Consider the following 25,654-nt stretch of genomic DNA (forward strand, 5'->3'; position numbering starts at 1 on the left):
TCAGGCTTTGTTGGCCAGCTTTTCCAGTTGATCCGTCAGTGCCTGGGGCTTGAGCACCAGCACATCGCTTTCCAGCGCATCGAGCACCACTTCCGCCGTATTGCCGATCAGCGCGCCGGTCAGCCCGGTGCGCGCCACGGTGCCGATGATCGTCACTGCGGCTTTCAAGGTGTAGGCGGCATGGGGAATCAGCACATCCGCCGGGCCTTCTTCGATATGCAGGTGGGCGTCGTCGATATCGAACGTGGCCTGGAATGCCTTGCACTGCTCGCGATAACGCGCCTCGATGGTTTCCTTGAGCTGAAACACCGGGTCGCCGGCCGAGAGCATTGGCGATGGATGGGCGCTGATGACATGCAGTGACGCCTTGGCCAGGCTGGCGATGTCGAAGCCGTAGTCGATGATCATGTGGTGCAGCGCACGATGCTCGGTGTCGGTATTGCCTACATCGATGGCGGCGAGAATGACGCCGTCGTTCCATGGGGTTGCTGTCTTGACCAGCAGCACCGGCACCGGGCAGTAGCGCAACAGCTTCCAGTCGGCCGGGGTCAGCAGCGCCTTTTTCAGCGGGCTGTCGGGGTAGTGCTGCTTGATCACCAGGCCACAGCCTTCGGCCTGCTGCACCTCGATGATGGTTTCATGCAGGCTGGTATTCCACGCCTGTTCGGTGGTGACGCTGTAGCCGTCTTCGGTCAGGCCGGACTTGAGCAGGCTCAACAGCGCCGAATGCTCATGTTTCTTGTCGCACACCAGCAGGTGCAGGCGCGCGCCGGTAGTCCCGGCGATCAGTTTGGCGCGTTTGAGGGCCAGGCTTTCCGAATGCTCGGGCTCAAGGACCACCAGGATGCTGCGGATGGCTTGCATGGTCGGGACTCTCCAGAAAGGGGGCGTTGAACAACTATAGTTGCTGCCCGCCAGACGTCATGTTGATGCACATCAAGGCCAGTGGCTGGTGGTCTGCGGCGCGGTCGGTATAATCGGCGACCTTTTGTGATCCTTTGCCCGTGAGCCCGATGAACCTGCCCGAAATCCACGAATTCCTCGGTTGCCCCACCCCTGACGCCTGGGTCCAGGCCGCGTTGGCCGATCAGGAAACCCTGCTGATCGACCACAAGAACTGCGAATTCAAGGCCGCCAGCACTGCCTTGAGCCTGATCGCTAAGTATCACAGCCATGTTGACTTGATCAATATGATGTCGCGCCTGGCCCGGGAAGAGCTGGTCCATCACGAACAGGTCATGCGCCTGATGAAGAAGCGCAAGGTCGCGCTGCGTCAGTTGCACGCCGGGCGTTATGCCTCGGGCTTGCGCAAGGTGGTGCGCAGCCACGAACCGGTCAAACTGGTGGACACCCTGGTGGTCGGCGCCTTTATCGAGGCGCGCAGTTGCGAGCGTTTCGAGGCGCTGGTGCCACATCTGGACGAAGAACTCGGCAAGTTCTACTTCGGCCTGCTCAAAAGCGAGGCGCGGCACTACCAGGGTTACTTGAAACTGGCTTATCAGTATGGCGAGGCCAAGGATATTGCCCAGGTGATCGAACGGGTGAGGGCGGCCGAGCAGGAACTGATCGAGTCCCCTGACGTCGAGTTCCGCTTTCACAGTGGCGTGCCAGCCTGAGGCGACGGCTGCGCATACAACACCCGGTGACGGCGTTAAAAATTGCAGGCTATTTGTTAAAAACTCTTAAAAGCATGAAGCTTCATCGCGTGTAGCCGGTCAAGCGCTGCCGGCGGGCAACTTGCCACCTATAATGCGCGCACTTCAATCCGCGTTGTGCACTGAGAACTTATGGAAAACCTGGGGCTGGGCAAGGTATTGCTCGTTGAGGACGATGAGAAGCTGGCAGGGCTGATCGCGCACTTTCTGGCACAGCACGGTTTTGAGGTACGGGCGGTGCATCGCGGCGATGCGGCCTTGGCGGCCTTTCTTGACTTCAAGCCCAAGATTGTCGTGCTCGACCTGATGCTGCCGGGCCAGAGCGGCTTGCATGTGTGTCGCGCGATTCGCGCGGTGTCCGACACGCCGATCGTGATCCTCACCGCCAAGGAAGACGACCTGGACCACATTCTCGGCCTGGAGTCCGGCGCCGACGACTATGTGATCAAACCGATCAAACCGCCGGTGCTGCTGGCCCGCCTGCGAGCGTTGCAACGGCGCCAGGCGCCAGAGCCGACGGTGCGCGGCGCCATCGAGTTCGGGCGCCTGGTCATTGATCGCAGTTGCCGGGTGGTCAGCCTGGGCGGCGAGAAGATCGACCTCACCACCATGGAGTTCGAACTGTTGTGGTTGCTGGCCAGCAGTGCCGGCAAGATCCTCTCGCGCGATGACATCCTCAACCGCATGCGTGGCATCGCCTTTGATGGCCTGAACCGCAGCGTCGACGTGTACATCAGCAAACTGCGCGGCAAGCTCAACGATAACCCCCGTGAACCGGTGTGCATCAAGACCATCTGGGGCAAGGGCTATCTGTTCAATCCGTTTGCGTGGGAGGTCTAGATGCTGCGCCTGTTTCTACGCCTGTATGTGATTCTGGCCCTGGGCCTGGCGGGAGCGATCTGGCTGGTCAACTACACGTTCGACGAGTTGTTGCCCGACGCTAACGAAACGTATAGCCGCGAGATCCTGCGCGGCCCCGCCTATGGTCTGGTCGAACAACTGCGGCCGCTGCTCGGCGAAGCGCGGCAAGCCCGCTTGGCTGAGTTGCAACGCCATTATGGGCTGCACCTGAAGCTGATTGAAAAGGACGCTCTGGCGCTGACCGAGCGTGAACAAAAACTCCTGACCGACGGCTCGCTGTTGGTGCGTGGTGACTTTAGCGAGTTCATCACTCCTATCGACGGTGGCGCGCAGTTGCTGGAAATCAAACTGCCGCAAGAACCCAAGATATACCTCTGGGCCTATGTTCTTCTCGGGCTGTGCCTGGCTATCGTGCTGTATTTTTGGGTGCGCCCGCATTGGCGCGACCTGGAGCATATCCGCCTGGCCGCCCAGCGCTTCGGCGATAACGACCTCGGCTCACGCATCCTGTTGCCGCGTCGCTCCACCGTGCGCGAACTGGCCGGGCACTTCAACCAGATGGCCGAACGCATCGAGAGCCTGATCGCCAACCAGCGTGAGTTGACCAACGCGGTCTCCCACGAACTGCGCACGCCCATCGCGCGCCTGTCGTTCGAGCTCGACCAGCTCAAACAACAGGCCGATCCCCGGCAGTGCCTTGCACTGATCACCGACATGTACGCCGACCTTGGCGAGTTGGAGGAAATGGTCTCGGAATTGTTGACCTACGCCAGCCTGGAGCGCGGCGCCACCCAGGTCACGCAGGAAAATATCGAGGCCCACAGCTGGCTCGACAGTGTGATCGGCAGCGTGGCCCTGGAGGCCGAGGCGGAAGGCGTGCAGTTGTCCTTGCGTACCTGTGAAGTCGATTTTATCCAGATCGAACCGCGCTTCATGGCCCGTGCGGTGATCAACCTGCTGCGCAACGCCATTCGTTACGCCGAGCGCCGCGTGGAAGTGTCGCTGGTCAAGTTCGGCAGTGGTTATGAAGTGCGGGTGTGCGATGACGGCCCCGGCATCCCCGAGGAAGGCCGGGCGAAGATCTTCCAGCCGTTCATTCGCCTCGACGCCAGCCGCGACCGCCGCACCGGCGGCTTCGGCCTCGGCCTGGCGCTGGTGCAGCGGGTTTGCCAATGGCATGGCGGGCAGGTCCAGGTATTCGATTCGGAGTGGGGCGGGGCGTCGTTTCGGATGAGTTGGGCGTATACCGAATAAGGCTTTTTGGGGGTAATGGTTAAAAAACCGGAGACCGCTGTGCAGTCAACCGCAGCAAGCGCCCTCGCCACGGTTGGCTCCTTCTGTCGTTTCAATCGGGTTGTCGGATCAGAAGCTGTACTTCAGCGAACCCATCACCGATGTCTGCAACCGCCGCTCCACGATCGGGCTGTTGCCCGCTTCATTCGCCAGGTACTGCACATCCAGCAAGGTCGAGAACTGGGTGTGCTCACTGATCGGCACGCTCCATGTCAGGCTCATGCCGTTGCTGATATTGCCCCCGTCCGCGTTGTAGGCCTTGAAGCGGCTCTGTGCCGCCTGGCCGGTGGTCACGCCATACCAGGTCTGCAGGTAGTCACGGTCTCCAAAGTGGCTGCTGAGGCTGGCGTCGATCACGCCATAGCGCCCGTCATACAGGTTGGTGCCAACGCTCAGTTCCAGATGGGTAAATGCCTTGCCGCTGTCTTTGTGATCATCTTCCTTGAGTGCATGTTCCAAGGTGGCGCCGACAATCACGCCGCCCAAGTTATAGCTGGCACTCACGCCCAATTGCGTGCGTGATTTGATTTCGCCCATGCCCTTGAGCCGTTTCGAGCCGGCGCGCAGGCGTTCGTTTTTGTCCATGCGTGAGGCGCTCGCGCCGACGTATGCGCTGAAGCTCAGGGCATCGTCTTTATAACGCCAGCCCAGGCCCTTGTCGGAGTCGAGGAAAATCCCCCAGGGGCTGACGATGGCGCCGCCGAGCAGCGGTTCGGTCCTGCGTTCATCGCTGCCGCTATACCGGGGCATGCTGGCTACGCCGGCTTTCAAGCTGTATGTCCAGTCCTGTGCCAGCACCGTGTCGGCACCTGCCAACAGGCACACTGAGGTGATGGACAGGCAAAGGTGTTTCGAGCGCATAAGGAGGTTCATCCGTGGTTATAAAATCAAGGGTTTACGGGGCGCGTGCGTGCGTTTGAAGGCGTAGCCCGAGGCACTGAGGCCGTTGACCTGGCGGCTGACGGTGTCGCCCAGGCCATAGCCGTTGCCGGCAAGCACGGCATGGGCGTTGTCCACGGGCAGCAGGATGTAATCGGTCAGCGGCTTGTCGTGCAGTTGGCCGCGAATCACCAGGAAGCCTTCTTCCAGGCGCACGCTGATGCCGCTGAGTGGCGCGTCGGGTTCGTGGGTGCTGAGCACTTGATAGGTGCCGACGGTGTCGGCCCAGGCCAGTGGCAGGGGCAGCGGGTCGATGCGTTCGCCCACGGCCACCCGCTGGCCGTGACTGCGCGCGGTGAGTATCTGCCGGCCTTGCACCGTCACCACGTCCAGTTGCACGCGGCCCAGCCCGCCGAGATCCTTGAGCCAGAACCCCAGGACTTTTTGCTGCGCGCGCAACCAGCCGTCTTCATCGCGCAGCAGTTCGAAGGTGTATCCGGCCAACTCACCGGACAATCGCGTAGGGGTATCCCTGATCCGGAATACGCCCCAGGCCGTGGCGTAGAACCCGGCCAGGCGCTTACGGTCGATGGCGGCGGGCACCTGGCGCAACTTGCCCCCGTGCTTGGGCGCCTGGCAGTCGTCGGCGCATACCGGCGCGCCGGTTTGCGCCTGGAGCATCAGGCGCAGGGTGTCGGTGCTCAGCGCGACCACCATGTCTTCGGCGTTGCTGTCGTTGGCCATGATGATCACTGCCAACTGCTGGTCCGGCAGCACCGTCACCTGCGCGGCAAAATCGTCGCCCCCGCCGCTGTGCTGGAACGTGCGTATGCCGGGGCTGACCGGCTTGTCGCCACAGGGCGAGAGAAACCAGCCCAGGCCCATCTGGCAATCGAAGTCCAGCACGTTGCCGATATTTTGTTGGGTAAACATCTGCTCGATGGAGGCGCGGTCCATTACGCGGGTGTCGTTGTAGAGGCCTTGGGCGAACAGCATCTGTACGTAGCGGCTGAGGTCCTTGGGGCTGGTCCACAAGCCGCTGGCGGCGAGGTCGCGCACCTGGGCGTCGGTGCTGGCGCTGCCGTCCTGATAGCCGAGCGCGCGGTGGGCCACGTGTGCGCCGACGCCGACAAAACTCGATTGGTTCATCTTCAACGGTTTGAACAGGCTGTTTTGCAACTGGGTCTCGAATGCCTTGCCGCTACTGCGTTCGATAGCCGCGCCCACCAGCGCATAGCCGAGATTCGAGTAGGCCACCTGCGAACCCGGCGGGGTGCTCAGCCACACGCCCGACATACGCATTGGCATCTGGCCCATGGCGAAGGTGTTGCGCAGGCCGCGCAGGTGTTCGCTGGGCAAGCCCGACTGATGACTGAGCAAGCGGCGCAGGGTGATGGCGCGGTCGGCGTCGGCCTGCTCGTCATGGAAGCGCGAGCGCACATAGAACTCGCGCAAGGTTTGCTGGATCGGTGCGTCAAGCGCCAGTTGCTGTTGTTCCACCAGCTGCAGCGCGGCGGCGGCGGTGAGGAGCTTGGAGATCGCGCCGGCGCGAAACGCCGTATTCGGCGTCACCGGTACGCCCCGGGCCTTGTCGGCCACGCCGAAACCACTGGCCCAGATCAACTCCTGGCCATTGACCAGGGCGATGGACAGCCCGGGCACCTGCTCCCGGGCCATCTCCCACGGAATGCGGGTTTGTAGATAGCGAATGATCGCGTTGTAGTCACCCTTGGGGATCGGCGGCGGGGCAGGCGGTTGGCCATGGCAACCGATACTGCCGAGCAGGCAGCCCAGCAGCGGAATACCGCGCAATGTGCGAAACATGAAGAGCACCCAGATGGCTGTTTGGATGCTCGAATGCTAGGGAAGGGCTGTCCGACAATCTTTGCAAGCTTTGTCGGAAAACTGTCAAAGACTGTTAACGCACCAACCCCAACCGCTCATGCCACTGCGCGATCGATTCCTGCGGGTAGTCATCGAACTGCAGGTCGCCCTTGCGCACGCTGACTTCGACCCAGGGCGCCTTGGAACCGAGCATCAGGTGCGTGTGCTGCGGCGGCACCGGCAACGGTGTGTCGATGGCTGAGGCAAACGGATGGATCAACTCCGGCCATTGCGGGCTGAACAGCCATAGCGCGCTGCCGCATTGTGAACAGAAATGCCGCTCGGCGCTGCTGGCATGGGCGCGGCTGGCGCCTTCGGGCTTGAGCCTGGCGTGGTAGATCGAGATCAGCTTGCGCCCGCGCACTTTCAGGCTGTTGCTGTCGCCCGCGAGGTTGATCGCGTAACCGCCGCCGCCCTGGGTCTTGCGGCAAATCGAGCAATAGCAGCGCTGGTAAGGGTAGGGGTGGGCACTGGTCAGGCTGAACGTCACAGCGCCGCAATGGCAGGAACCTTCGAGTTGCATGGGCAGTCTCCTCTGGCAAGGTGACTCTGGAGTCTAGGCGCTTTGTGGCATCAAGGTCGCGATCAGGGCACGAATGGTCCCCGGCAGCGCTTCCAGCTCGCGCACCAGGATACTGCGTTCGCGAATCGCCCACGGCTCATCCAGTTTCACCGCCACCAACTGCATGGTCCGGCTGTGCCGCAAGGCGGCGGATTCCGGGATGATGCCAATGCCCACGCCCGCCTCGACCATCCGGCAGATCGCCTCGAAACTCGACATTTGGATGCGCAGCGACAACTGCTTGCCGACCCGCTCGACGTGCTCGCGCAGGAAGCTCAGCAAGGTGCTGCCTTCGTGCAGGCCGATATGCTGGTAGGCGAGGGTCTGTTCCAGCGTCACCGAGGGTTGGTCCGCCAAGGGGTGGCCCACGGGCACCATCAATACCAGTTTATCGGTGCTGAAGTGCAGCACCTGCAGGCCCGCGGCTTCCACGGGACCGGCGATGATGCCCATGTCGCTGGTGCCATCGAGCACGCCGCGCACGATATCGCGGGACAGGCGCTCCTGCAGGTCGACAGTGACACCGGGCCGCTGGGAGAGGAAACCGGCCAACACTTCGGGAAGAAACTCAGTGACCGCCGTGGTGTTGGCGAAGATGCGGATATGTCCGGCAGAGTCGACGCCGTATTGGGTGAACTCACTTTTCAGGTAGTCCACCTGGCGCATGATCAGCCGCGCATGGTGCAGCAGCCGCTCGCCTGCCGGGGTGATCTCTACGCCGCGGCTGTCGCGGTACAACAGACGTGTTTCCAACTGGCCTTCCAGGGCCTTGATGCGCGCACTCGCAGCCGCTGGCGAGAGGAAGGCGCGCTTGGCGCCCTGGGTCAGGCTGGGTGATTCGGCGATATGGATAAACAGGCGCAGGTCGGCGAGATCGAAGTGCATGGCGGCTCCGGGGTGGACAGGGCTGTTCGGTGCAGCGGCGGTGCGGGGCTTGCCTGCGCTGACAGTGTGCCGGCGATGAAAATGCCAACCAACCGAAGCGAGCCCGTTGCCCATCAATGCGTGGCGTTCAGCATAGCCGAACGCTGGCTTATTGAAATGCAAATTCTCAGAACGGTCGGGCGCTTGCATGATCCGGGGCACACATTCACAGCCCGAGGACCTGCACCCGATGAGCGCCACTGATTGGATCGGCCGAAGCGAAACTGCCCACGACCACCTGAGCCACAACCTGCTCACACGCATCGCCGCGACATTCGGCGAGCCCGTGCCCGAACACGGCGCGGCGGTGCCGCTGTTGTGGCAATGGTGTTTCTTCCAGGACCCGCTGCCGGAATCGGCCCTGGGCACCGACGGCCACCCGGCCCGTGGCGGCTTCCTGCCGCCGGCGGATAACCGCAATCGCATGTGGGCCGGTGGGCGTCTCGAGTTCTTGCATCCGCTGCGCGCCGGCGAGGCGGCCAGCCGTGTGTCGACCATCACCCAGGTCGAAGAAAAGACCGGCCGCACCGGTGCGTTGCTGTTTGTCACCGTGCGCCATGACTACACCCAGGACGGCCGCCTGGCGATCCGCGAAGAACAAGACATCGTCTACCGCGAACCGACCCCACCCAAGCCGGGCAACGGCGCGGCGCTGGCGGCGGGTGAGTGGTGCGAAGCGATCGAGCCGACGCCGACCCTGCTGTTCCGCTACAGCGCCGTGACTTTCAACGGCCACCGCATTCACTACGACTATCCCTACGTCACCGGCACGGAAGGCTATTCGGGCCTGGTGGTGCATGGGCCGTTGATCGCCACGTTGAGCCTGCGCGCCTTTTGTCGGGCCCATCCCCGCGCCACGGTGCGCCGTTTCGACTATCGCGGCGTGCGCCCGCTGATCGCTGCGCAACCGTTTGAAGTCGCCGGGCGTATCAGCCAAGCCGGCGTGGCAGAACTGTGGGCCGGTAATCACGATGGCTTGGCCCAGCAGGCCCGTGTGCATTTCGAATAACACCAGAACAACAGGCGGAGAGCCGTTAATGAACCCGAATGACAATGAAGCACTCAATGCCATCCGCGCAGGCGTGCGCGCGTTGTGCGCCGAATTCGATGCGGCGTACTGGCGTCGGATCGACGAAGAAAAAGCGTTCCCCGATGCCTTCGTCAAGGCCTTGACCGCCGCCGGCTGGCTGTCGGCGATGATCCCGGAAGAGTACGGCGGCTCCGGCCTCGGCCTGGCTGAAGCGTCGGTGATCCTTGAAGAGGTCAACCGTTGCGGCGGTAACTCCGGCACCGTCCACGGCCAGATGTACAACATGTTCACCCTGCTGCGCCACGGCAGCGCCGCGCAAAAACGCTTCTACCTGCCCAAGCTGGCCAGCGGCGAATTGCGACTGCAATCGATGGGCGTCACCGAGCCCAGCACCGGCACCGACACCACCAGGATCAAGACCACCGCGATCAAGCGCGGCGACAAGTACGTAATCAACGGCCAGAAAGTCTGGATCTCGCGGGTGCAGCATTCCGACCTGATGATCCTGCTGGCGCGCACCACGCCGCTGGCCGACGTGAAGAAAAAGTCCGAAGGCATGTCGATCTTCCTCGTGGACCTGCGCGAGGCGATCGGCAACGGCCTGACCGTGCAACCCATCGCCAACATGGTCAACCACGAAACCAACGAGCTGTTCTTCGACAACCTCGAACTGCCTCTGGACAGCCTGATCGGCGAAGAGGGCAAGGGCTTCAAGTACATCCTCGACGGCCTGAATGCCGAGCGCACCCTGATCGCCGCCGAGTGCATCGGCGATGGTCGCTGGTTTATCGAAAAGGCCAGCGCCTATGCCCGCGACCGTGTGGTGTTCGGCCGGCCCATCGGGCAGAACCAGGGCGTGCAGTTCCCGATTGCCGAAGCGCATATCGAAATCGAAGCGGCCGACCTGATGCGCTGGCGTGCCTGCGAGGAATACGACCGTGGCGCGCCTGCCGGGGCCAGCGCGAACATGGCCAAGTACCTGGCGGCCAAGGCGTCCTGGGAGGCGGCCAATGCGTGCCTGCAAACCCACGGCGGCTTTGGTTTTGCCTGCGAGTACGACGTGGAACGCAAATTCCGCGAGACCCGCCTGTACCAGGTGGCGCCGATCTCCACCAACCTGATCCTGTCCTACGTGGCCGAGCACTTGCTCGAGCTGCCACGCAGTTTCTGAGGGCCTGAACATGAGCCATACCCAAGCCCTGTGTCGGTTCCTCGCCGAATTGACCTATGCGCAGTTGCCCGAACCGGTGCTGGCGCGCACCGAAGACCTTTTTCTCGATTGGCTGGCGTCGGCGCTGGCCAGCCAGGGCGCGCACCCGATCCCGCTATTTGAACGCTACGCGCAGAAAATGGGGCCGAGCAGCGGCCCGGCGCAGGTGATCGTCAATGGCCGCAGCAGCAGCGCGTATTTCGCCGCGTTGGTCAACGGCGCCTCGTCGCACCTGGTGGAGCAGGATGACCTGCACAACAGTTCGGTGCTGCACCCGGCGACGGTGGTCTTTCCCGCGGCCCTGGCGGCAGCCCAGGACCTCGGCAAATCCGGCCGTGAACTGCTGCTGGCCGCGGTGGCCGGTTATGAAGCCGGAATTCGCATCGGCGAATTCATGGGCCGTTCCCACTACCGCATCTTCCACACCACCGCGACCGTCGGCACCTTGGCGGCGGCGGTGGCCGTGGGCAAATTGCTGGGGTTCGATCAGGAGCAATTCATCAACCTGCTCGGCAGCGCCGGCACCCAGGCTGCCGGGCTGTGGGAGTTTTTGCGCGATGCCGCCGACTCCAAGCAATTGCACACGGCCAAGGCGGCGGCGGATGGCTTGCTCGCCGCGTACCTGACGGCGGACGGGCTGACGGGCGCGCGCAATATCCTCGAAGGCGACCAGGGCCTGGCGGCCGGGATGTCCAGCGATGCCGAACCGCACAAGCTGTCCGCCGACCTCGGCTGGCGCTGGGCGCTGCTGGAAACCTCGTTCAAGTTCCATGCCTCGTGTCGCCACACCCATCCTGCCGCCGATGCGTTGCTGCAGTTGATGCAGCGTGAAGGCCTCGATGCCGCCGCGATCGCCAAGGTGCAGACCCGCGTGCATCAGGGCGCCATCGATGTGCTGGGGCGCGTCACTACGCCGGCCAGCGTTCACCAGGCCAAGTTCTCCATGGGCACCGTGCTGGGCCTGATCGCCGTGCATGGCAAGGCCGGGCTGGTTGAGTTCCACACGCTGGCACTGAGCGATCCCGCCGTCTCGGCCTTTCGCGACAAGGTCAGCATGACCCTCGATCGCGAAGTCGACGACGCCTATCCGCAGCGTTGGCTGGGCCGCGTCACCGTCACCACCGAGGATGGCCGCACGCTGCACGGCGCTATCGACGAGCCCAAGGGCGACCCCGGCAACAGCCTCAGCCGCGCCGAGCTGGCGGATAAATTCCAGCGCCTCAGCCAGTTCAGCGGCGCACGCACCCCGGCCGAGGCCGACGCGTTGATCGCCAAGGTCTGGCAGTTGCGCAACACCCCGTGCATGGCCCACTGGCTTTGAGGAATCGTCATGACTGCTAATCAACGACCGCTGGACGGTATCACCGTTGTCAGCCTGGAACATGCGATTGCCGCACCCTTTTGCACACGCCAATTGGCCGATCTCGGCGCGCGTGTGATCAAGATCGAACGCCCCGGCAGCGGTGACTTCGCCCGTGGCTATGACGAACGCGTGCGCGGCCTGGCGTCGCATTTCGTGTGGACCAACCGCTCCAAGGAAAGCCTGACCCTGGACCTCAAGCAAGACGCGGCGGGCACCATTCTCGACAGCTTGCTCGCCGACGCCGATGTACTGGTGCAGAACCTCGCACCCGGTGCGACGGCGCGCATGGGCCTGTCGTTCGAGACGCTGCATGCGCGCTTCCCGCGCTTGATCGTCTGCGATATTTCCGGCTATGGCGAAGGCGGGCCCTACGCGCAAAAGAAGGCTTATGACCTGTTGATCCAGAGCGAGGGCGGCTTTCTGTCGGTGACCGGCGGGCCCGCTGACGACCAGATGGCCAAGGCCGGTTGCTCCATCGCCGACATCGCCGCCGGCATGTACGCCTACAGCGGCATCCTCTCGGCGCTGTTGTTGCGCGGCAAGACCGGCGAGGGCAGCCGTATCGACGTGAGCATGCTGGAAAGCCTGGTGGAGTGGATGGGCTACCCGATGTACTACGCCTTCGACGGAGCACCGCCACCGCCGCGTGCCGGGGCGGCGCATTCGACGATTTATCCCTACGGACCGTTTCCCACCGGCGACGGCGGTACGGTGATGCTCGGCTTGCAGAACGAGCGCGAATGGGCGGCGTTCTGCGACAAGGTGCTGCTCACCCCGGCGTTGGCCACGGACGAGCGCTTCTGCGCCAACTTCAAGCGCTCGGCCAACCGCGAGGCGCTGCGCCGGATCATCGTCGACAGCTTCGCCCGGCTCGACGCCGAGGCCGTCATCCAGCGCCTGGAACATGCGCAGATCGCCAGTGCCCGCGTCAACGATATGCACGGCGTGTGGGACCACCCGCAACTCAAGGCACGTGACAGCTGGCGCGAAGTCGCGAGCCCGGCCGGTCCGCTGCCAGCGCTGTTGCCGCCAGCGCGCAATACGGCATTCAGCCCGCGCATGGATGCGGTGCCCGCGTTAGGCGAGCACAGCCAGGGCATTCTCGATCAGCTCGGTTATTCGGGCGAAACCATCGACGACCTGCGCGCGCGCGGCGTTATCTGACAAGGAGTGTGGTGATGCCAACGCCTGTAGTTCGTTCAGCCCTGTTCGTTCCCGGCAGCCGCCCGGAGCGGTTTTCCAAAGCGCTGGCCAGCGGTGCCGACGCGGTGATTGTGGATTTTGAAGACGCGGTAGAAGAGCCGCTCAAGCGGCAGGCGCGGGAGAACCTTGGCGCGTTTTTGTGCGCCAACCCCGACGCCCGGGTGTGGGTGCGGATCAACGCGCCGGAGCACGCCGAACACGCTGACGATGTGGCGTTCTGCAACGCCCATGCAAACGTGGCGGGCGTGCTGCTGCCGAAAGTCGAAAGTGCCGCCCAGGTCGCGGTGGTGGCCGCCGCCGGCAAACGGATCTGGCCGATTATCGAAAGCGCCAAGGGCCTGCTGGCGGTGGCCGCGATTGCCCATGCGCGGCAGGTGGAGCGCCTGTCGTTCGGCGGCCTGGACCTGGCGCTCGACTTGAATCTGAGCAGCCCTTCGCCAGCGGCTGACTTTGCCCTGGACCAGGCGCGCCTGGCGCTGATCGTGCATTCCCGCGCCGCCGGCCTGGTGGCCCCGCTGGACGGCGTCCACCCGTCCATCGACGACCCCGAAGGCCTGCGCCGCTCGATCCGGCATGCCTATGAAATGGGTTTTGCCGGCGCGCTGTGCATCCATCCCCGGCAGGTGGCGGTGATCCATGCGGCCTTGGCACCGAGCGCCGCAGACCTGGCCTGGGCCAAGCGCGTGGTGGCGGGCGGAGCACACGGGGCAGGCGCGTATCAGATCGATGGGCAGATGGTGGATGCCCCGGTTCTGTTGCGCGCACAACGGCTGCTCGCCGCCCAGCGCTGACCGCAGCCGAAGCCAGAAGCGAGAGAGGATCTGCATTTTCGTTCGGGTTGGCGTTCATCTAGGCCGAACGCAGGTATCAAAAATTCGAAATTCACTACACGCGCCATATCAGGCACCTTGCCCTACAACACAACAATAAGAAGGTGATTTCCCATGCTCAAGCTCTCCCGGGCGCTGTTCTGCGCCGCCACCTTGTTCGTCGTGGGCCTGGCCCAGGCGGCGGACCCGATTGTGATCAAGTTCGCCCATGTGGTCGCCGAAAACACGCCCAAAGGCCAGGGCGCGTTGCTGTTCAAGAAACTTGCCGAAGAACGCCTGCCCGGCGTGGTCAAGGTCGAGGTGTACCCGAACTCGTCGCTGTTCGGCGACGGCAAGGAAATGGAAGCGCTGCTGTTGGGCGATGTGCAGATGCTCGCGCCGTCCCTGGCCAAGTTCGAGCAATACACCAGACAGGTGCAGATCTATGACCTGCCGTTCCTGTTCAACGACCTGGCCGCCGTCGACCGCTTCCAGGCCGCCCAAGGCAAGCAGTTACTGACCTCGATGCAGAACAAGAACATCCTCGGCCTGGCCTATTGGCACAACGGTCTCAAGCAGTTGTCGGCCAACAAAGCCCTGCACGAACCCAAGGACGCCCGTGGCCTGAAGTTCCGCGTGCAAGCCTCCAGCGTGCTTGAAGAGCAGTTCAAGGCGATCCGCGCCAACCCGCGCAAGATGAGCTTTGCCGAGGTCTACCAGGGCTTGCAGACCGGTACGGTCAACGGCACCGAAAACACCTGGTCGAACTATGAAAGCCAGAAGGTCAACGAGGTGCAGAAGTACTTCACCGAGTCCAACCATGGCCTGATCGACTACATGGTGATCACCAACGCGAAGTTCTGGAACGGCCTGCCAGCGGATGTGCGCAGCACCCTGGAGCAGATCATGGCCGAGGTCACCGTTGAGGTGAACAAGCAGGCCGAGGCGCTGAACCAGTCGGCCAAACAGAAGATCGTCGACGCCAAGACCAGCGAAATCATCGAACTGACCCCCGCGCAACGCCAGCAATGGCGCGAAGCCATGCGCCCGGTCTGGCAGATGTTCGAAGGCGAGATCGGGGCTGACCTGATCAAGGCGGCGGATGCGTCCAACCTGTAATGCCGGGGCATACCGAGATCTCTCCCACAGGTTGATCCGGTTTCCACTCTGAAACCTATTCCCGCTTCGCGAGGTTTTGCCATGCAAACGCTCAGGCGCGTCTGGGAGCACCTGGAGGAAGGCGTCATTGCCTTCCTGCTGGCCGCCATGACCCTGGTGACATTCGTCTACGTCATGCTCAACAACATCTACACGCTGTTCTTTGCCCTGGCCGACCAGTGGGCCTGGAGCAGCCATTTTTTCAACGCCCTGGGCGACGGCACCATGACCTGGGCCCAGGACATGACCTGGAGCGTGGCGCTGACCAAGGCCATGTTCGGCTGGCTGATTTTCTTCGGCATTTCCTACGGCGTGCGTACCGCCGGCCACCTTGGAGTGGATGCGCTGGTCAAGCTGACCGGACGCCGGGTGCAGCGCTTGCTTGGGATGCTTGCCTGCCTGTGCTGCCTGGCCTACGCCGGGCTGTTCATGGTCGCCAGTTACAGGTGGGTGAGTGCGGTGATGACAGCGCACATCGGCGCCGAAGACCTCGACCAGTTCGGCATCGATGTCGGCGACATCGTGCTCATCGTGCCGGTCGGTTTTGCCCTGGTGTTTATCCGCTACCTGGAAATTTTCTATCGCCTGTTCACCCACCGCCAGGTCGGGTTGGGGCTGGCCGACGAGGCCGCTGAGGCGAGCAAATTGGCCGGCGGCCATGAGGAGCGTCACTGATGGCCGTGCTCTGTCTGTTTCTGCTGTTGTTTGTGTTCATGTTCCTCGGCGTGCCCGTCGCGATTTCCCTCGGATTGTCCGGCGCGGTGTCGATCCTGATGTTCAGCCAGGACTCGGTGAGTTCCCTGGCGATCAAACTGTTCGAAACCTCGGATGCCTATACCTTCCTGGCGATTCCGTTCTTCCTGCTGTCCGGTGCGTTCATGACCACCGGCGGCGTGGCGCAGCGGCTGATCGACTTCGCCAATGCGTGTGTCGGACATATCCGTGGCGGCCTGGCGATTGCGGCGGTGTTGGCGTGCATGTTGTTTGCCGCGTTGTCCGGTTCGTCACCGGCCACCGTGGCGGCCGTCGGTTCGATTGCGGTGGCCGGGATGGTGCGCTCCGGTTACCCGAAGGCGTTCGGCGCGGGCATCATCTGCAACGCCGGCACCCTGGGCATCCTGATTCCGCCGTCGATCGTGATGGTGGTGTATTCGGCCGCCACGGAAACGTCGGTCGGCAAGTTGTTCATGGCCGGGGTGATCCCGGGGCTGCTGCTGGGCCTGATGCTGATGGTCGCGATCTATATCGTGGCGCGCATCAAGAAGCTGCCGGCGCAGCCACGGGCGAGCTTTCGCGAGTGGCTGGCCTGCGCGCGCCGTGCGTTCTGGGGCTTGCTGCTGCTGGTGATCATCCTCGGCGGCATCTACAGCGGGATGTTCACCCCGACCGAAGCCGCGGCGGTGGCAGCGGTGTACTCGGCGTTTGTCGCGCTGTTCGTCTACAAGGACATGAGCCTGCGCGACTGTCCCAAGGTGCTGCTGGAGTCCGGGCGGCTGGCGATCATGCTGATGTTTATCATCGCCAACGCGATGCTCTTCGCCCATGTGTTGACCACCGAACAGATCCCCCAGGAAATCACCGCCTGGGTGCTGTCCGAAGGGCTCACGCCGATTGGCTTCCTGATCATGGTCAACGTGGTCTTGCTGATCGCCGGCAGTTTCATGGAACCGTCGGCGATCGTGTTGATCCTGGCGCCGATCTTCTTTCCGATCGCGATGAAGCTGGGCATCGATCCGATTCACTTGGGGATCGTGATGGTGGTGAATATGGAAATCGGCCTGGTCCACCCGCCGGTGGGCTTGAACCTGTTCGTGACCTCGGCGGTGACCGGCTTGACGCTGGGGCAGACCATTCGTGCGGCGATGCCGTGGCTGATGATCCTGTTGGTGTTCCTGATCATGGTCACCTACCTGCCGTTCATCTCGCTGGCGCTGCCGCACTGGCTGGGGATGTAGACCTCACGATGTGGGAGCCTGGCTCCCACCTTGCTCAGTGATCCAGCGCGCTCAGGATCGCATGGGCGACCTTGACCCGCTCGGCATTCGGATAGTTCTTGTTCGCCAGGATCACCACGCCCATGTCCTTGCTTGGCACATACGCCACATACGCGCCAAAGCCTGCGGTTGAGCCGGTTTTGTTGTACAGCACGTTGGCCGGTTGCGCTTGCGGCGTCGCCAGCCAATCGGGACGGTGAGGTTCCATGGCCATCGGTGTCGAGTTGCCGTCAATCAGCGCTTGCAGGGCGATGGGGTAGGGGTAGTACTCCCAGCCCAGGCCCTGGGTCATGCCGTTCACGCGGTAATAACCAGCGTGGGTACTGGCGATGGCTTGTTGCAGCGGCTTTTCCAGGGTTTGCGGGTGCAGGTTGGCGATCACATAGCGCGCCAGGTCGTGGGTGCTGGTCTTGATGCCGTAGGCTTCGCTGTCCAGTGCGCCAGGGCTTACACGGACGGGTTTCTGCTGCTTGTCGTAGCCTTGGGCGTACTCGCCGGATTGCGCGGTGGGCACGCTGAGGTGGGTGTTGCTCAACCCCAGCTTGGGCAGCAGGGTGTGCTCCATGGCGACATTGAACGGCTGGCCCAGGCTTCGCGCCGCGAGGTAGCCAAACAGGCCGATGCTCGGGTTGGAATAGAGACGTTGCGCGCCTGGGGCGTAGCTGGGTTTCCAGCGCTGGAAGTAGCCGAGCATGGCGTCGGCGTTGTCGGCGGCATCCGGAAACTGCAGCGGCAGGCCGCCGGGGGTGTAGGTCGCCAGTTGCAGCAGGCTGATGCGGTCAAAGGCGCTGCCGGCCAACGCAGGCCAGTATTGGCTGGCCTTGTCCGACAGCGTGAGCTTGCCGATGGCCTGGGCATAACCACCCAGGGTTGCGGTGAAGGTTTTGCTCACTGAGCCGATTTCGAACAAGGTGTTTTGGTTGACCGGTTGCTGCGCTTCTTTCGATGCCATGCCGTAGTTAAAGTATTGCACCTTGCCGTTCTGCACCACCGCCACCGCCAGGCCGGGAATGGCCTGTTGCTGCATCAGCGGTTTGACGCTGGCGTCTACCACGGCCTGCAGGTCGGTGGCGGCCAGGCACTGGCCGGCGCCTAGAAACATTGCCAGCGCCGTTAAATGACGCACTCCAAATACCGCTTGTTGGGGCATGATATCGCTTCCATGAGTGTGATCGATTGAATGAACAGCCTGCGCGGGCGTGCCAAAGGTAGACAGTTCGCCGGGCCTGGGCAAACGATGATATTTCGCACCAGCCATTAGAAAAATTAGGGGCAAGCATGCTGCGTTCCCATCTGCCTCTCAATGCCCTGCGCGCATTCGAGGCCTCCGCCCGGCACCTGAGTTTTACGCGGGCCGCCATTGAGTTATGTGTCACCCAGGCGGCGGTCAGCCACCAGGTCAAGAGCCTGGAGGCGCAACTGAACGTCACCCTGTTCAAACGCCTGCCGCGTGGCCTGATGCTGACCCGCGAAGGTGAGACGTTGTTGCCGGTGCTGCGCGAATCCTTCGACCGCATTGCCCACACCCTGGGCCAGTTCGAAGGCGGGCATTACCGCGAAGTGCTCAGCGTCGGCGCGGTCGGCACTTTTGCGGTGGGCTGGCTGCTGCCGCGGCTGGCGGACTTCCAGCACCGCTACCCGTTTATCGACCTGCGCCTGTCGACGCACAACAACCGTGTCGATGTCGCCGCCGAAGGCCTGGATTACGCGATCCGTTTCGGCGCCGGGGCCTGGCATGGCACCGACGCCTGCCCATTGTTCGAAGCTCCGCTGACGGTGCTCTGCGTGCCGTCAATCGCCGAGCAGTTACACACGCCGGCCGAGCTGTTGAAGCACACAGTGCTACGCTCCTATCGCGCCGATGAGTGGAACCTGTGGTTCCAGGCCGCCGGGCTGCCTGCCGACACCCTGGTGCCGCGCAGCATCGTGTTTGACTCATCGTTGGCGATGATGGAAGCAGCGCTGCAGGGTGTCGGTGTGGCGTTGGCCCCTGCGCTGATGTTCTCGCGACAACTGGAAAGTGATGCGATCCGCCAGCCCTTCAACGTGGGCATCAGCACCGGCAGCTATTGGTTGACGCGCCTGCAGTCACGCGCCGAAACCTCGGCGATGCTGGCGTTCAAGGCCTGGCTGACGGTGATGGCGGCGCAGGGCTGAAATTTTCATCAAGAAGCAAAATGAAACAGTTGTCGGCGGCTAACCTCTACACATTCAGAGGCGGTCAGGCCAGGTATTTGTTGAACCACCCCAGCGTGCGCTGCCACGCCAGGTTCGCCGCCGCCTCGTCATAACGCGGCGTCGAGTCGTTGTGAAAACCGTGGTTGGCGCCCTTGTAGATATACGCTTCATAGGTAGTGCCCGCGGCCTTCAGGGCCTTTTCATAGGCCGGCCAGCCTTCGTTGATCCGCGTATCCAGTTCGCCGTAATGCAGCATGATCGGTGCCTTGATGCGCGGCACGTCCTTGGCCTCTGGCTGCCGCCCGTAAAATGACACGGCGGCGCCCAGTTCCGGGTAGGCCACGGCTGCTGCATTGACCACGCCGCCGCCATAGCAGAAGCCGGTAATCCCGACTTTGCCGGTGCTGTTGTCGTGGTGCATCAGCCACTCGATGGCGGCGAAGAAGTCGTTCATCAGCTTGGTCGGGTCGACTTTTTGTTGCAGCGCTACGCCTTTTTCATCGTTGCCGGGGTAGCCCCCCACGGATGTCAGGCCATCCGGCGCGAGGGCGATAAAGCCGGCCTTGGCCAGGCGTCGGGCGACGTCTTCGATATACGGGTTGAGGCCGCGGTTTTCATGCACCACGACCACGGCGGGGACTTTGCCGGTGGTCTTGGCCGGGCGCACCAGATAGCCGCGCACCGTGCCGTTGCCCTTGGGCGAAGGGTAGGTGATGTAGTCCGCGACGATGTCCGGGTCGGTGAATTTCACTTGCTCGGCCAGCGCATAGTTGGGGCTCAGGGCGGCAAGCAGCGCCGACGCGGTGAGCCCGCCGAAGGTGAACAATGCGGCGCGGTCGAGAAACTCGCGGCGGTTGATCTTGCCGTGGGCGTAGCCGTCGTAGAGCTCCAGCAGTTCGGGGGCGAAGTCTTTCGCGGTGAGACGAGTCATCGGTGCAGTCCTCGATTAGCGGTGCCAGTCAATGTAGACCAGGATCACGCGTTGCGAGCGTGGGCGGCGGCGGCCAGTTGCCCGGTATCGACGCGCACGAACACCGAATCGCCGATCGCCGTGAGCACATCGCCGGCGTATACCTCGCAGACCACGCGGCTTTTACGCCCCACATCGCCCTCGACCCGGGCACGCAAGGTCAGCGTGACACCCAGGGGCGTGGGCTTGATGAATTTGATCCCGAGATGCCCGGTCACGCAGTCGATACGCGGCAGGCTGCCGGGTTCGCGTTGTTCGGCGCGGTAGTGGTAGGCCATGGCGGTCCAGTTCGAGTGGCAGTCCACCAGCATGGCGATCAGGCCGCCGTAGACCAGATCCGGCCAGCCGCTGTATTTCGCTTCCGGTTGGTGCTCGGCGACCACGTGAATGCCATCGGCATCCCAGCGGCTCTTGATATGCAGGCCATGGGGGTTGTTGCCGCCGCAGCCGTAGCAGATGCCTTCGGGGGCGGTGGTGTCTTGCAGTGACGGGGTGTGCATGCCAAGTCCTTATTGTTCTGGGAGGGGACTGTCCTGTTTAACAGGACGCGCGCCGGATGGGAATAATGCCATCGCCGCAGACGCTAGCGCGCAAACCGCTTGGCTCCGGCCACACAGCCGATCACCGCGACTGTCACCAGCACCATGCCCAGGCTGACCTGCTCATGCAGCAGGCCCGCCGCCAGCGCCAGGCCGAAGAACGGTTGCAGCAACTGCAACTGGCCGACCGCGGCGATGCCGCCCTGGGCCAGCCCGCGGTACCAGAACACAAACCCGATCAACATGCTGAACAGCGCCACATAGCCCAGGCTCAGCCACGCCGGCAGGCTGATGCCAGTGAAGGTCGGCGGCGCGAGCATCAGGCTCAATGGCAGCGCCACCGGCAACGACACCACCAGCGCCCAACAGATCACTTGCCAGCCGCCCAGGCTGCGCGACAGCTTGGCGCCCTCGGCGTAACCCAGGCCGCACACCAGCACCGCCAACAGCATCAGCACGTCACCGGCCGGGGCGGCGCTCAGGCCCTGGGCGACGGCATACCCCATCACCAGCGCGCTGCCCAGGATCGAAAACAACCAGAACACCGGGCGTGGCCGCTCACCGCCGCGCAGTACGCCAAAGAGCGCCGTGGCCAGCGGCAACAGGCCGATAAACACGATGGAGTGCGCGGACGTCACGTATTGCAGGGCCAGCGCCGTCAGCAAGGGGAAGCCGATGACCACGCCGAGGGCGACGATGACCAGGGGCAGCCATTGCGCGCGTGTTGGGCGTTTTTCCTTGAAAAAAACCAACAGGCACAACGCCAACACGCCGGCCAGGGTGGCGCGCAGCAGGGTGAGGAACACCGGTTCGAATTCCATCACCGCCAGACGCGTCGCCGGCAACGAACCGCTGAAAATCCCCACGCCGATAAAGCCATTGATCCAACCCTGGGTGCTGTTGGCCAGGGGATTGAGCGGTGAGGTCTGTTCCATGAAGGGGGCCCGAAAAAAGGAGAGGTTGCGTGCGGGCCATGCTAGGCAGGAAGATTAAGACAATCAAAAAATTGTCATGGATACATCGCCCATGCCCCGCGCCCGTTACAAAAACCTGGTCGACACCTTCGCCGAGGACATCCGCAGCGGCAGGCTGTCGCCCGGCGAGCGTCTGCCCACCCATCGGCAATTGGCCGCGCGCCACGGCCTCGCGCTGGTCACCGCGAGCCGCGTGTACAGCGAGCTGGCGGCGATGGGCCTGGTCAGCGGTGAAACCGGTCGCGGCACCTTCGTGCGCGAGATCTCGCTGCCGCCGGGGCAGGGCAGTGGGCAGATGAGCGTGGCGCCGGGCATGCTGGATCTGAATTTCAACTACCCGTCATTGCCGGGCCAGGCCGAGCTGCTGCGCACGGCATTGCGTCAACTGGCGCTGTCGGGCGATCTGCAAGCGTTACTGCGTTACCAGCCCCACGCCGGGCGCCAGCATGAACGCGCGGCGGTGGCGCGCCATCTGCTGAGTCGAGGGCTGACGGTCGAGGCCGACCAGGTGCTGCTGGTCAGCGGCGCGCAACATGGGTTGGCCGTGACGCTGATGGCGCTGCTCAAACCGGGGGATGTGATTGCCGTCGATGCGCTGACCTATTCAGGCTTCAAGGTGCTGGCCGAGACCCTGCACCTGGAAATGCTGGCGATCCCGCTCACCGCCAGCGGCCCCGACCTTGATCATCTGCACAGCCTGTGTCGCAAGCATCCGGTCCGCGCGGTGTATAGCATGCCGACCGTGCATAACCCGCTGGGTTGGGTGATGAGCCTGGAGCAACGCGAACACCTGGTAGCCATCGCCCGTCAGCACAACCTGATGATCATCGAGGACGCGGCCTACGCATTTCTGGCAGAACACGCGCCACCGCCGTTGGCGACCCTCGCGCCGGAACGCACGGTGTATGTCGGCGGCTTTTCGAAAAGCGTCGCCACCGGCCTGCGGGTCGGCTTTGTGTCAGCCCCGGCGGCGTGGGTGAAGGCCCTGGAACGCAGCATCATGGCCACGACCTGGAATGTGCCGGGGGTAATGAGCGCGATTGCCGTGGCCTGGCTCGACGACGGCACGGTGGCTCAACTGGAAGCACAGAAACGCCAGGATGCCCGGGCACGCCAGGCATTGGCGGCACAGGTGCTGAAGGGGCTGACGTACATCAGCCATCCTTCCTCGTATTTTCTCTGGTTGCCCCTGGCGGAAGAGGCCCGCGCCGATCAGATCGCCATGACCTTGCAGCGCGAAAATATCGCCGTGTCCACCGCCGAACCGTTTGCCGTATCCGCCCATGTACCGCATGCGCTGCGCCTGGCGTTGGGCTCGGTGGACATGACGGCGCTGCGCGAGGCCTTGCTGGCGGTACGCAAGGTGGTGGCGTGGTGACGCTATCCGGCACTTCCTGCTTAACTGGCACATCGCTATGCTACGGCGAAAACAACAAACCGCCTTGTGAGAAAACATGGACTTTAATTGGCACAGCGACCCCATCACCCGCAGCACCCCGATCACCCCGCTCTACAAAAACACCCAGAACGTGCGCCGTTTCATGCTTGAACACTGCGGCCCGGGGTTTAAGTTCGACCGCGCATTCATGGCCTGGATTAGCAACGATACGGCCAAAACCCTGGGCGATATGGTGGATGAGTGGCAGCGTCGAAACGCCGGCTTATGATTACTCAAGGCATGGCGACACTGGTTAACTTCGGCATCCATTTGACGCCAGGCCTGCTGCTGTTCGGCGCGTGGTTCGCGCTCACACCCAGGTCGATGACGGCGATCCGCATCCTGATTCTGTTGGCGGCGTTTGTGCTGATGCGCGATGCGATGACGCCGTTGCGCATGTGGGCGCTCAGTGACGATGTGCAGGTTGCATTCACCGCCAACACCTTTGTGCTGGCGGCGCTGGGCGGTCTATCGCTGTTGCTGGTTGCCGGGCTCGCGTGGGTGGCGCCGGACTTGTCGCGGCTGGTCTTGTGGTCCAAGGGCAATTGCGCCGTCGGACTGGCGAGGGGCCTGGCGGTGGGCTGCCTGATCGGCGTACCGCTGCGGCTTTACCAGGGCGTGGATACGCAAGCGATCCACGACTACTGGGTGTGGCTGCCAGGCATGGTGGTATTGGCCTATGGCGCCAATGCGTTGGAAGAGGTGTTGTTTCGCGGTTATCTGCAGGGGTATCTGGAGCAACAACTGACGCCACTGCGGGCGGCCTTGATCAGCGGCGTGGCGTTCGCGGCCTGTCATGCGTTCCTGGCCCTGAGCGTCACTCAATTGGGCTGGCCGGTGTTGCTGTTTACCCTGATCGAAGGGCTGGCCTGCGCGTTGTTGCGCATGCGTCATGGTGTGTTGGCCGCGACGCTCGCCCATGGCACGGCGATCCTGTTGATTGCCGTGCCTTTCGTTGCCTGAATGAGCAGCGCAACCAGGTGGGAGCGGTGGCTCCCACCGTTGGACCGCGCGTCAGCGTGGCGTGAGTGCCGGCGTGCGCGGCGGAATCAGGCGTTTGCTGCCGGTGGCCTCATACGCTGACGCCAGCTGCAGCAACCTGGAGTCATCGTAGGCGCGCCCGGCAAAGGTCAGCCCGACCGGCATGCCGATATCCGCCATCACGCCCATCGGCACGGTAACGGTCGGCACGCCCAAGTGGCGGATGGCAAGGTTGCCGTTGGCCACCCACACACCATTGCTCCAGGCGATGTCGGCGGACGCTTCGTTCACGTCGGCATCGGCAGGGCCGACGTCGGCGACGGTGGGGAAGATCACGGCATCGAGGCCGAGCTTATCCATCCAGTCTTCGAGGTCGATGCGCCGGGTCTGTTCGAGGCCGCGCAGGCCGTCGGGCAGGGTGCTGATCTGGTTCCACGGGGTGATCCCGCGTTGGGCCATCCGCACGTATTCGTCCATGCCGGCGGCCAGTTCGTCTTCACGGTTGGGCAAGGTGCCGGGGTCATGGGGGAAAATCTTCGGCCCGTCGACATCCGCCAGGCGGTTCAGGCTCGGGTCGTTATTGGCGCGCAGGAAGTCATCGAAGGCCCACGCGGACAGTTCCCACAACTCATCGTGGAGGAACTCCTTGGACACCAGGCCACGGGTAAACACCGTCGGTGCGCCCGGGCGGTCGCCTTCGCAGTTGGACACCAGGGGGAAGTCCACTTCGATGACTTCGGCGCCGGCCGCTTCGAGGGCCTGGCGCGCGGCTTGCCACAGGGCGATGACGCTGGCGCGGGTGATGATCTTTTGCCCGGTCGGGCCACCGATGCCGGGTTTCTCGCTGGTGCCGGCGTCGGGGTCGGCGTTGATGTACATGCGCGGTACGCCAAAGCGTTTTCCGGCGAGGGATGCGGCGGTCGCGGCCAGTTCAGCGTAAGCCGCCGGGCGCACCGAAGCGACGCTGGGGATGGGCACCCAAGGTTGCAGGCGCCACAGGTCGCCGCGGGTGTCGGGGTCTTCGGCGACCACCACGTCGAGTACTTCCAGCAGGTCGGCCATGGTGCGCGCATAAGGCACCACCACGTCCATGGTGGGGGTCAGCGGCCAGTTGCCGCGCACCGAAATCACCCCACGGGACGGGGTATAGGCACACAGGCCGTTGTTGGACGCCGGGCCACGCCCGCTCGACCAGGTTTCTTCCGCCAGACCGAATGCCGCGAAGCTCGCGGCAGTCGCGGTGCCGGCGCCGTTGGACGAGCCGGAGGCAAACGGTGCCGTCAGGTAGGCGGCGTTATACGGGCTTTCCGCGCGGCCATACACGCCACGCTGCATGCCGCCATTGGCCATCGGCGGCATGTTGGTCTTGCCCAGGCAGATGGCACCACCGGCCCGCAGCCGTTCGATGCTGAAGGCGTCGCGCTGGGCAACCAGTTTGGCGAACGCCGGACTGCCGGACGCCGCCGTGAGGCCCTTGATCAGGTAACTGTCCTTGGCGGTATAGGGAATGCCGTCGAGCGGTCCCAGCGTTGCGCCCTTGGCCCGGCGCGCATCGGACGCCTCGGCTTCGTCCAGGGCCGCGGGGTTGCGCACCACCACGGCATTCAGCGCGGTTGCGGTCTGCGCGCCGTTGTAGGCGTCGATCCGCGCCAGATAAGCCTGAACCAGTTCGACGGCCGTGGTCTGGCCGGACTCAAGCGCCGCGCGCAATTGGGCAATGGAGACTTCGGTAACTTGCATCAGGTTTTT

At 63.5% G+C, this 25,654-nt stretch carries 25 protein-coding genes; 15 read left to right on the forward strand and 10 right to left on the reverse strand.

What is annotated here, in order from left to right; translation table 11 throughout:
- On the reverse strand, positions 1-864 hold the full coding sequence (locus NR164_RS00630; protein ID WP_017846466.1) for a universal stress protein: 864 nt from the start codon (positions 862-864) through the stop codon (positions 1-3).
- Between the two features lie 149 nt (positions 865-1,013).
- On the opposite strand from NR164_RS00630, the gene NR164_RS00635 reads away from it, so the two are divergent.
- The 3 genes from NR164_RS00635 to NR164_RS00645 all read left to right on the forward strand — a co-directional run bounded on the left by NR164_RS00635 (position 1,014) and on the right by NR164_RS00645 (position 3,770).
- On the forward strand, positions 1,014-1,616 hold the full coding sequence (locus tag NR164_RS00635) for a tRNA-(ms[2]io[6]A)-hydroxylase (RefSeq protein WP_017846465.1): 603 nt from the start codon (positions 1,014-1,016) through the stop codon (positions 1,614-1,616).
- A gap of 171 nt (positions 1,617-1,787) precedes the next feature.
- The gene (locus tag NR164_RS00640; RefSeq protein WP_017846464.1) at positions 1,788-2,495 is read left to right on the forward strand and encodes a winged helix-turn-helix domain-containing protein; all 708 of its coding nucleotides are present in this window, start codon (positions 1,788-1,790) and stop codon (positions 2,493-2,495) included.
- Positions 2,496-3,770 carry an ATP-binding protein gene (locus NR164_RS00645; RefSeq protein ID WP_079444012.1) on the forward strand — a complete coding sequence of 425 codons (1,275 nt, stop codon included), beginning with the start codon at positions 2,496-2,498 and terminating at the stop codon, positions 3,768-3,770. It abuts the gene before it with no gap.
- A 108-nt stretch (positions 3,771-3,878) separates the two neighbouring features.
- Here NR164_RS00645 and NR164_RS00650 read toward each other — a convergent pair whose 3' ends face one another.
- The 4 genes from NR164_RS00650 to NR164_RS00665 form a co-directional block, all read right to left on the reverse strand.
- Complete coding sequence (locus NR164_RS00650; protein ID WP_256822074.1) at positions 3,879-4,670, reverse strand: MipA/OmpV family protein; 792 nt, start codon at positions 4,668-4,670, stop codon at positions 3,879-3,881.
- A gap of 18 nt (positions 4,671-4,688) precedes the next feature.
- Positions 4,689-6,512 (reverse strand): serine hydrolase, encoded by a 1,824-nt coding sequence (locus NR164_RS00655; RefSeq protein ID WP_256822075.1) that lies wholly within the window; start codon positions 6,510-6,512, stop codon positions 4,689-4,691.
- Positions 6,513-6,606: 94 nt separating this feature from the next.
- Positions 6,607-7,095 (reverse strand): GFA family protein, encoded by a 489-nt coding sequence (locus NR164_RS00660; protein ID WP_256822076.1) that lies wholly within the window; start codon positions 7,093-7,095, stop codon positions 6,607-6,609.
- A gap of 33 nt (positions 7,096-7,128) precedes the next feature.
- The gene (locus tag NR164_RS00665) at positions 7,129-8,019 is read right to left on the reverse strand and encodes a LysR family transcriptional regulator (protein ID WP_256822077.1); all 891 of its coding nucleotides are present in this window, start codon (positions 8,017-8,019) and stop codon (positions 7,129-7,131) included.
- A gap of 229 nt (positions 8,020-8,248) precedes the next feature.
- Between NR164_RS00665 and NR164_RS00670 the strand changes: the two genes are divergently transcribed.
- From NR164_RS00670 to dctM, 8 genes are all read left to right on the forward strand, one after another.
- The gene (locus NR164_RS00670; RefSeq protein WP_177031460.1) at positions 8,249-9,067 is read left to right on the forward strand and encodes a MaoC family dehydratase N-terminal domain-containing protein; all 819 of its coding nucleotides are present in this window, start codon (positions 8,249-8,251) and stop codon (positions 9,065-9,067) included.
- A 28-nt stretch (positions 9,068-9,095) separates the two neighbouring features.
- Complete coding sequence (locus NR164_RS00675; RefSeq protein WP_057004641.1) at positions 9,096-10,259, forward strand: acyl-CoA dehydrogenase family protein; 1,164 nt, start codon at positions 9,096-9,098, stop codon at positions 10,257-10,259.
- A gap of 10 nt (positions 10,260-10,269) precedes the next feature.
- Positions 10,270-11,619, forward strand: coding sequence for an MmgE/PrpD family protein (locus NR164_RS00680; RefSeq protein WP_256822078.1), 1,350 nt, complete (start codon positions 10,270-10,272; stop codon positions 11,617-11,619).
- A gap of 9 nt (positions 11,620-11,628) precedes the next feature.
- Entirely contained in the window at positions 11,629-12,825 is a 1,197-nt protein-coding gene (locus NR164_RS00685) for a CaiB/BaiF CoA-transferase family protein (protein ID WP_256822079.1), read from the forward strand.
- Positions 12,826-12,839: 14 nt separating this feature from the next.
- Positions 12,840-13,655, forward strand: coding sequence for a CoA ester lyase (locus NR164_RS00690; RefSeq protein ID WP_256822080.1), 816 nt, complete (start codon positions 12,840-12,842; stop codon positions 13,653-13,655).
- Positions 13,656-13,808: 153 nt separating this feature from the next.
- The gene (locus tag NR164_RS00695) at positions 13,809-14,792 is read left to right on the forward strand and encodes a TRAP transporter substrate-binding protein (protein ID WP_079444003.1); all 984 of its coding nucleotides are present in this window, start codon (positions 13,809-13,811) and stop codon (positions 14,790-14,792) included.
- A gap of 81 nt (positions 14,793-14,873) precedes the next feature.
- Positions 14,874-15,506 carry a TRAP transporter small permease gene (locus tag NR164_RS00700; RefSeq protein ID WP_256822081.1) on the forward strand — a complete coding sequence of 211 codons (633 nt, stop codon included), beginning with the start codon at positions 14,874-14,876 and terminating at the stop codon, positions 15,504-15,506.
- Positions 15,506-16,786, forward strand: a complete 1,281-nt coding sequence (dctM, locus tag NR164_RS00705) for a C4-dicarboxylate TRAP transporter large permease protein DctM (protein WP_017846452.1) — start codon at positions 15,506-15,508, stop codon at positions 16,784-16,786. The genes NR164_RS00700 and dctM overlap by 1 nt, the downstream gene beginning before the upstream one ends.
- Positions 16,787-16,820: 34 nt before the next feature.
- Here dctM and ampC read toward each other — a convergent pair whose 3' ends face one another.
- Complete coding sequence (ampC, locus tag NR164_RS00710; RefSeq protein WP_057004635.1) at positions 16,821-17,975, reverse strand: class C beta-lactamase; 1,155 nt, start codon at positions 17,973-17,975, stop codon at positions 16,821-16,823.
- 128 nt (positions 17,976-18,103) lie between these two features.
- On the opposite strand from ampC, the gene NR164_RS00715 reads away from it, so the two are divergent.
- Positions 18,104-18,982 (forward strand): LysR family transcriptional regulator, encoded by an 879-nt coding sequence (locus NR164_RS00715; protein WP_046383640.1) that lies wholly within the window; start codon positions 18,104-18,106, stop codon positions 18,980-18,982.
- A gap of 64 nt (positions 18,983-19,046) precedes the next feature.
- Here NR164_RS00715 and yghX read toward each other — a convergent pair whose 3' ends face one another.
- The 3 genes from yghX to NR164_RS00730 form a co-directional block, all read right to left on the reverse strand.
- Positions 19,047-19,934: a YghX family hydrolase gene (yghX, locus tag NR164_RS00720; protein ID WP_102617552.1), complete on the reverse strand. Its 888-nt coding sequence runs from the start codon at positions 19,932-19,934 to the stop codon at positions 19,047-19,049.
- Between the two features lie 44 nt (positions 19,935-19,978).
- Positions 19,979-20,473 (reverse strand): PaaI family thioesterase, encoded by a 495-nt coding sequence (locus NR164_RS00725; protein WP_046383638.1) that lies wholly within the window; start codon positions 20,471-20,473, stop codon positions 19,979-19,981.
- A gap of 83 nt (positions 20,474-20,556) precedes the next feature.
- A complete protein-coding gene (locus NR164_RS00730) occupies positions 20,557-21,447 on the reverse strand; it encodes a DMT family transporter (RefSeq protein ID WP_256822082.1) in 891 nt (296 codons plus the stop codon).
- Positions 21,448-21,538: 91 nt separating this feature from the next.
- Here NR164_RS00730 and NR164_RS00735 point away from each other — a divergent pair, with 91 nt between their 5' ends.
- The 3 genes from NR164_RS00735 (at position 21,539) to NR164_RS00745 (ending at position 23,887) form a co-directional block, all read left to right on the forward strand.
- Complete coding sequence (locus tag NR164_RS00735) at positions 21,539-22,864, forward strand: PLP-dependent aminotransferase family protein (protein WP_017846446.1); 1,326 nt, start codon at positions 21,539-21,541, stop codon at positions 22,862-22,864.
- A 76-nt stretch (positions 22,865-22,940) separates the two neighbouring features.
- A complete protein-coding gene (locus NR164_RS00740) occupies positions 22,941-23,153 on the forward strand; it encodes a DUF6434 domain-containing protein (RefSeq protein WP_256822083.1) in 213 nt (70 codons plus the stop codon).
- Complete coding sequence (locus NR164_RS00745) at positions 23,150-23,887, forward strand: CPBP family intramembrane glutamic endopeptidase (RefSeq protein ID WP_256822084.1); 738 nt, start codon at positions 23,150-23,152, stop codon at positions 23,885-23,887. The genes NR164_RS00740 and NR164_RS00745 overlap by 4 nt, the downstream gene beginning before the upstream one ends.
- A 51-nt stretch (positions 23,888-23,938) precedes the next feature.
- On the opposite strand, the gene NR164_RS00750 is transcribed toward NR164_RS00745, so the two are convergent.
- Positions 23,939-25,648 (reverse strand): amidase, encoded by a 1,710-nt coding sequence (locus NR164_RS00750; protein ID WP_256822279.1) that lies wholly within the window; start codon positions 25,646-25,648, stop codon positions 23,939-23,941.
- Between the last annotated feature and the right edge of the window lie 6 nt (positions 25,649-25,654).

Source organism: Pseudomonas sp. Pse79, assembly GCF_024519615.1.
GTDB lineage: Bacteria > Pseudomonadota > Gammaproteobacteria > Pseudomonadales > Pseudomonadaceae > Aquipseudomonas > Aquipseudomonas veronii.

Coding starts and splice junctions, on each gene's coding strand:
- NR164_RS00695 (WP_079444003.1), top strand. CDS start 13,809: ATGCTCAAGCTCTCCCGGGCGCTGTTCTGCGCCGCCACCTTGTTCGTC.
- NR164_RS00670 (WP_177031460.1), top strand. CDS start 8,249: ATGAGCGCCACTGATTGGATCGGCCGAAGCGAAACTGCCCACGACCAC.
- NR164_RS00740 (WP_256822083.1), top strand. CDS start 22,941: ATGGACTTTAATTGGCACAGCGACCCCATCACCCGCAGCACCCCGATC.
- NR164_RS00630 (WP_017846466.1), bottom strand. CDS start 864: ATGCAAGCCATCCGCAGCATCCTGGTGGTCCTTGAGCCCGAGCATTCG.
- NR164_RS00690 (WP_256822080.1), top strand. CDS start 12,840: ATGCCAACGCCTGTAGTTCGTTCAGCCCTGTTCGTTCCCGGCAGCCGC.
- NR164_RS00665 (WP_256822077.1), bottom strand. CDS start 8,019: ATGCACTTCGATCTCGCCGACCTGCGCCTGTTTATCCATATCGCCGAA.
- NR164_RS00650 (WP_256822074.1), bottom strand. CDS start 4,670: ATGCGCTCGAAACACCTTTGCCTGTCCATCACCTCAGTGTGCCTGTTG.
- NR164_RS00735 (WP_017846446.1), top strand. CDS start 21,539: ATGCCCCGCGCCCGTTACAAAAACCTGGTCGACACCTTCGCCGAGGAC.
- NR164_RS00640 (WP_017846464.1), top strand. CDS start 1,788: ATGGAAAACCTGGGGCTGGGCAAGGTATTGCTCGTTGAGGACGATGAG.
- NR164_RS00730 (WP_256822082.1), bottom strand. CDS start 21,447: ATGGAACAGACCTCACCGCTCAATCCCCTGGCCAACAGCACCCAGGGT.
- NR164_RS00680 (WP_256822078.1), top strand. CDS start 10,270: ATGAGCCATACCCAAGCCCTGTGTCGGTTCCTCGCCGAATTGACCTAT.
- NR164_RS00675 (WP_057004641.1), top strand. CDS start 9,096: ATGAACCCGAATGACAATGAAGCACTCAATGCCATCCGCGCAGGCGTG.
- NR164_RS00660 (WP_256822076.1), bottom strand. CDS start 7,095: ATGCAACTCGAAGGTTCCTGCCATTGCGGCGCTGTGACGTTCAGCCTG.
- ampC (WP_057004635.1), bottom strand. CDS start 17,975: ATGCCCCAACAAGCGGTATTTGGAGTGCGTCATTTAACGGCGCTGGCA.
- NR164_RS00635 (WP_017846465.1), top strand. CDS start 1,014: ATGAACCTGCCCGAAATCCACGAATTCCTCGGTTGCCCCACCCCTGAC.
- NR164_RS00725 (WP_046383638.1), bottom strand. CDS start 20,473: ATGCACACCCCGTCACTGCAAGACACCACCGCCCCCGAAGGCATCTGC.
- NR164_RS00700 (WP_256822081.1), top strand. CDS start 14,874: ATGCAAACGCTCAGGCGCGTCTGGGAGCACCTGGAGGAAGGCGTCATT.
- yghX (WP_102617552.1), bottom strand. CDS start 19,934: ATGACTCGTCTCACCGCGAAAGACTTCGCCCCCGAACTGCTGGAGCTC.
- NR164_RS00715 (WP_046383640.1), top strand. CDS start 18,104: ATGCTGCGTTCCCATCTGCCTCTCAATGCCCTGCGCGCATTCGAGGCC.
- NR164_RS00645 (WP_079444012.1), top strand. CDS start 2,496: ATGCTGCGCCTGTTTCTACGCCTGTATGTGATTCTGGCCCTGGGCCTG.
- dctM (WP_017846452.1), top strand. CDS start 15,506: ATGGCCGTGCTCTGTCTGTTTCTGCTGTTGTTTGTGTTCATGTTCCTC.
- NR164_RS00685 (WP_256822079.1), top strand. CDS start 11,629: ATGACTGCTAATCAACGACCGCTGGACGGTATCACCGTTGTCAGCCTG.
- NR164_RS00655 (WP_256822075.1), bottom strand. CDS start 6,512: ATGTTTCGCACATTGCGCGGTATTCCGCTGCTGGGCTGCCTGCTCGGC.
- NR164_RS00745 (WP_256822084.1), top strand. CDS start 23,150: ATGATTACTCAAGGCATGGCGACACTGGTTAACTTCGGCATCCATTTG.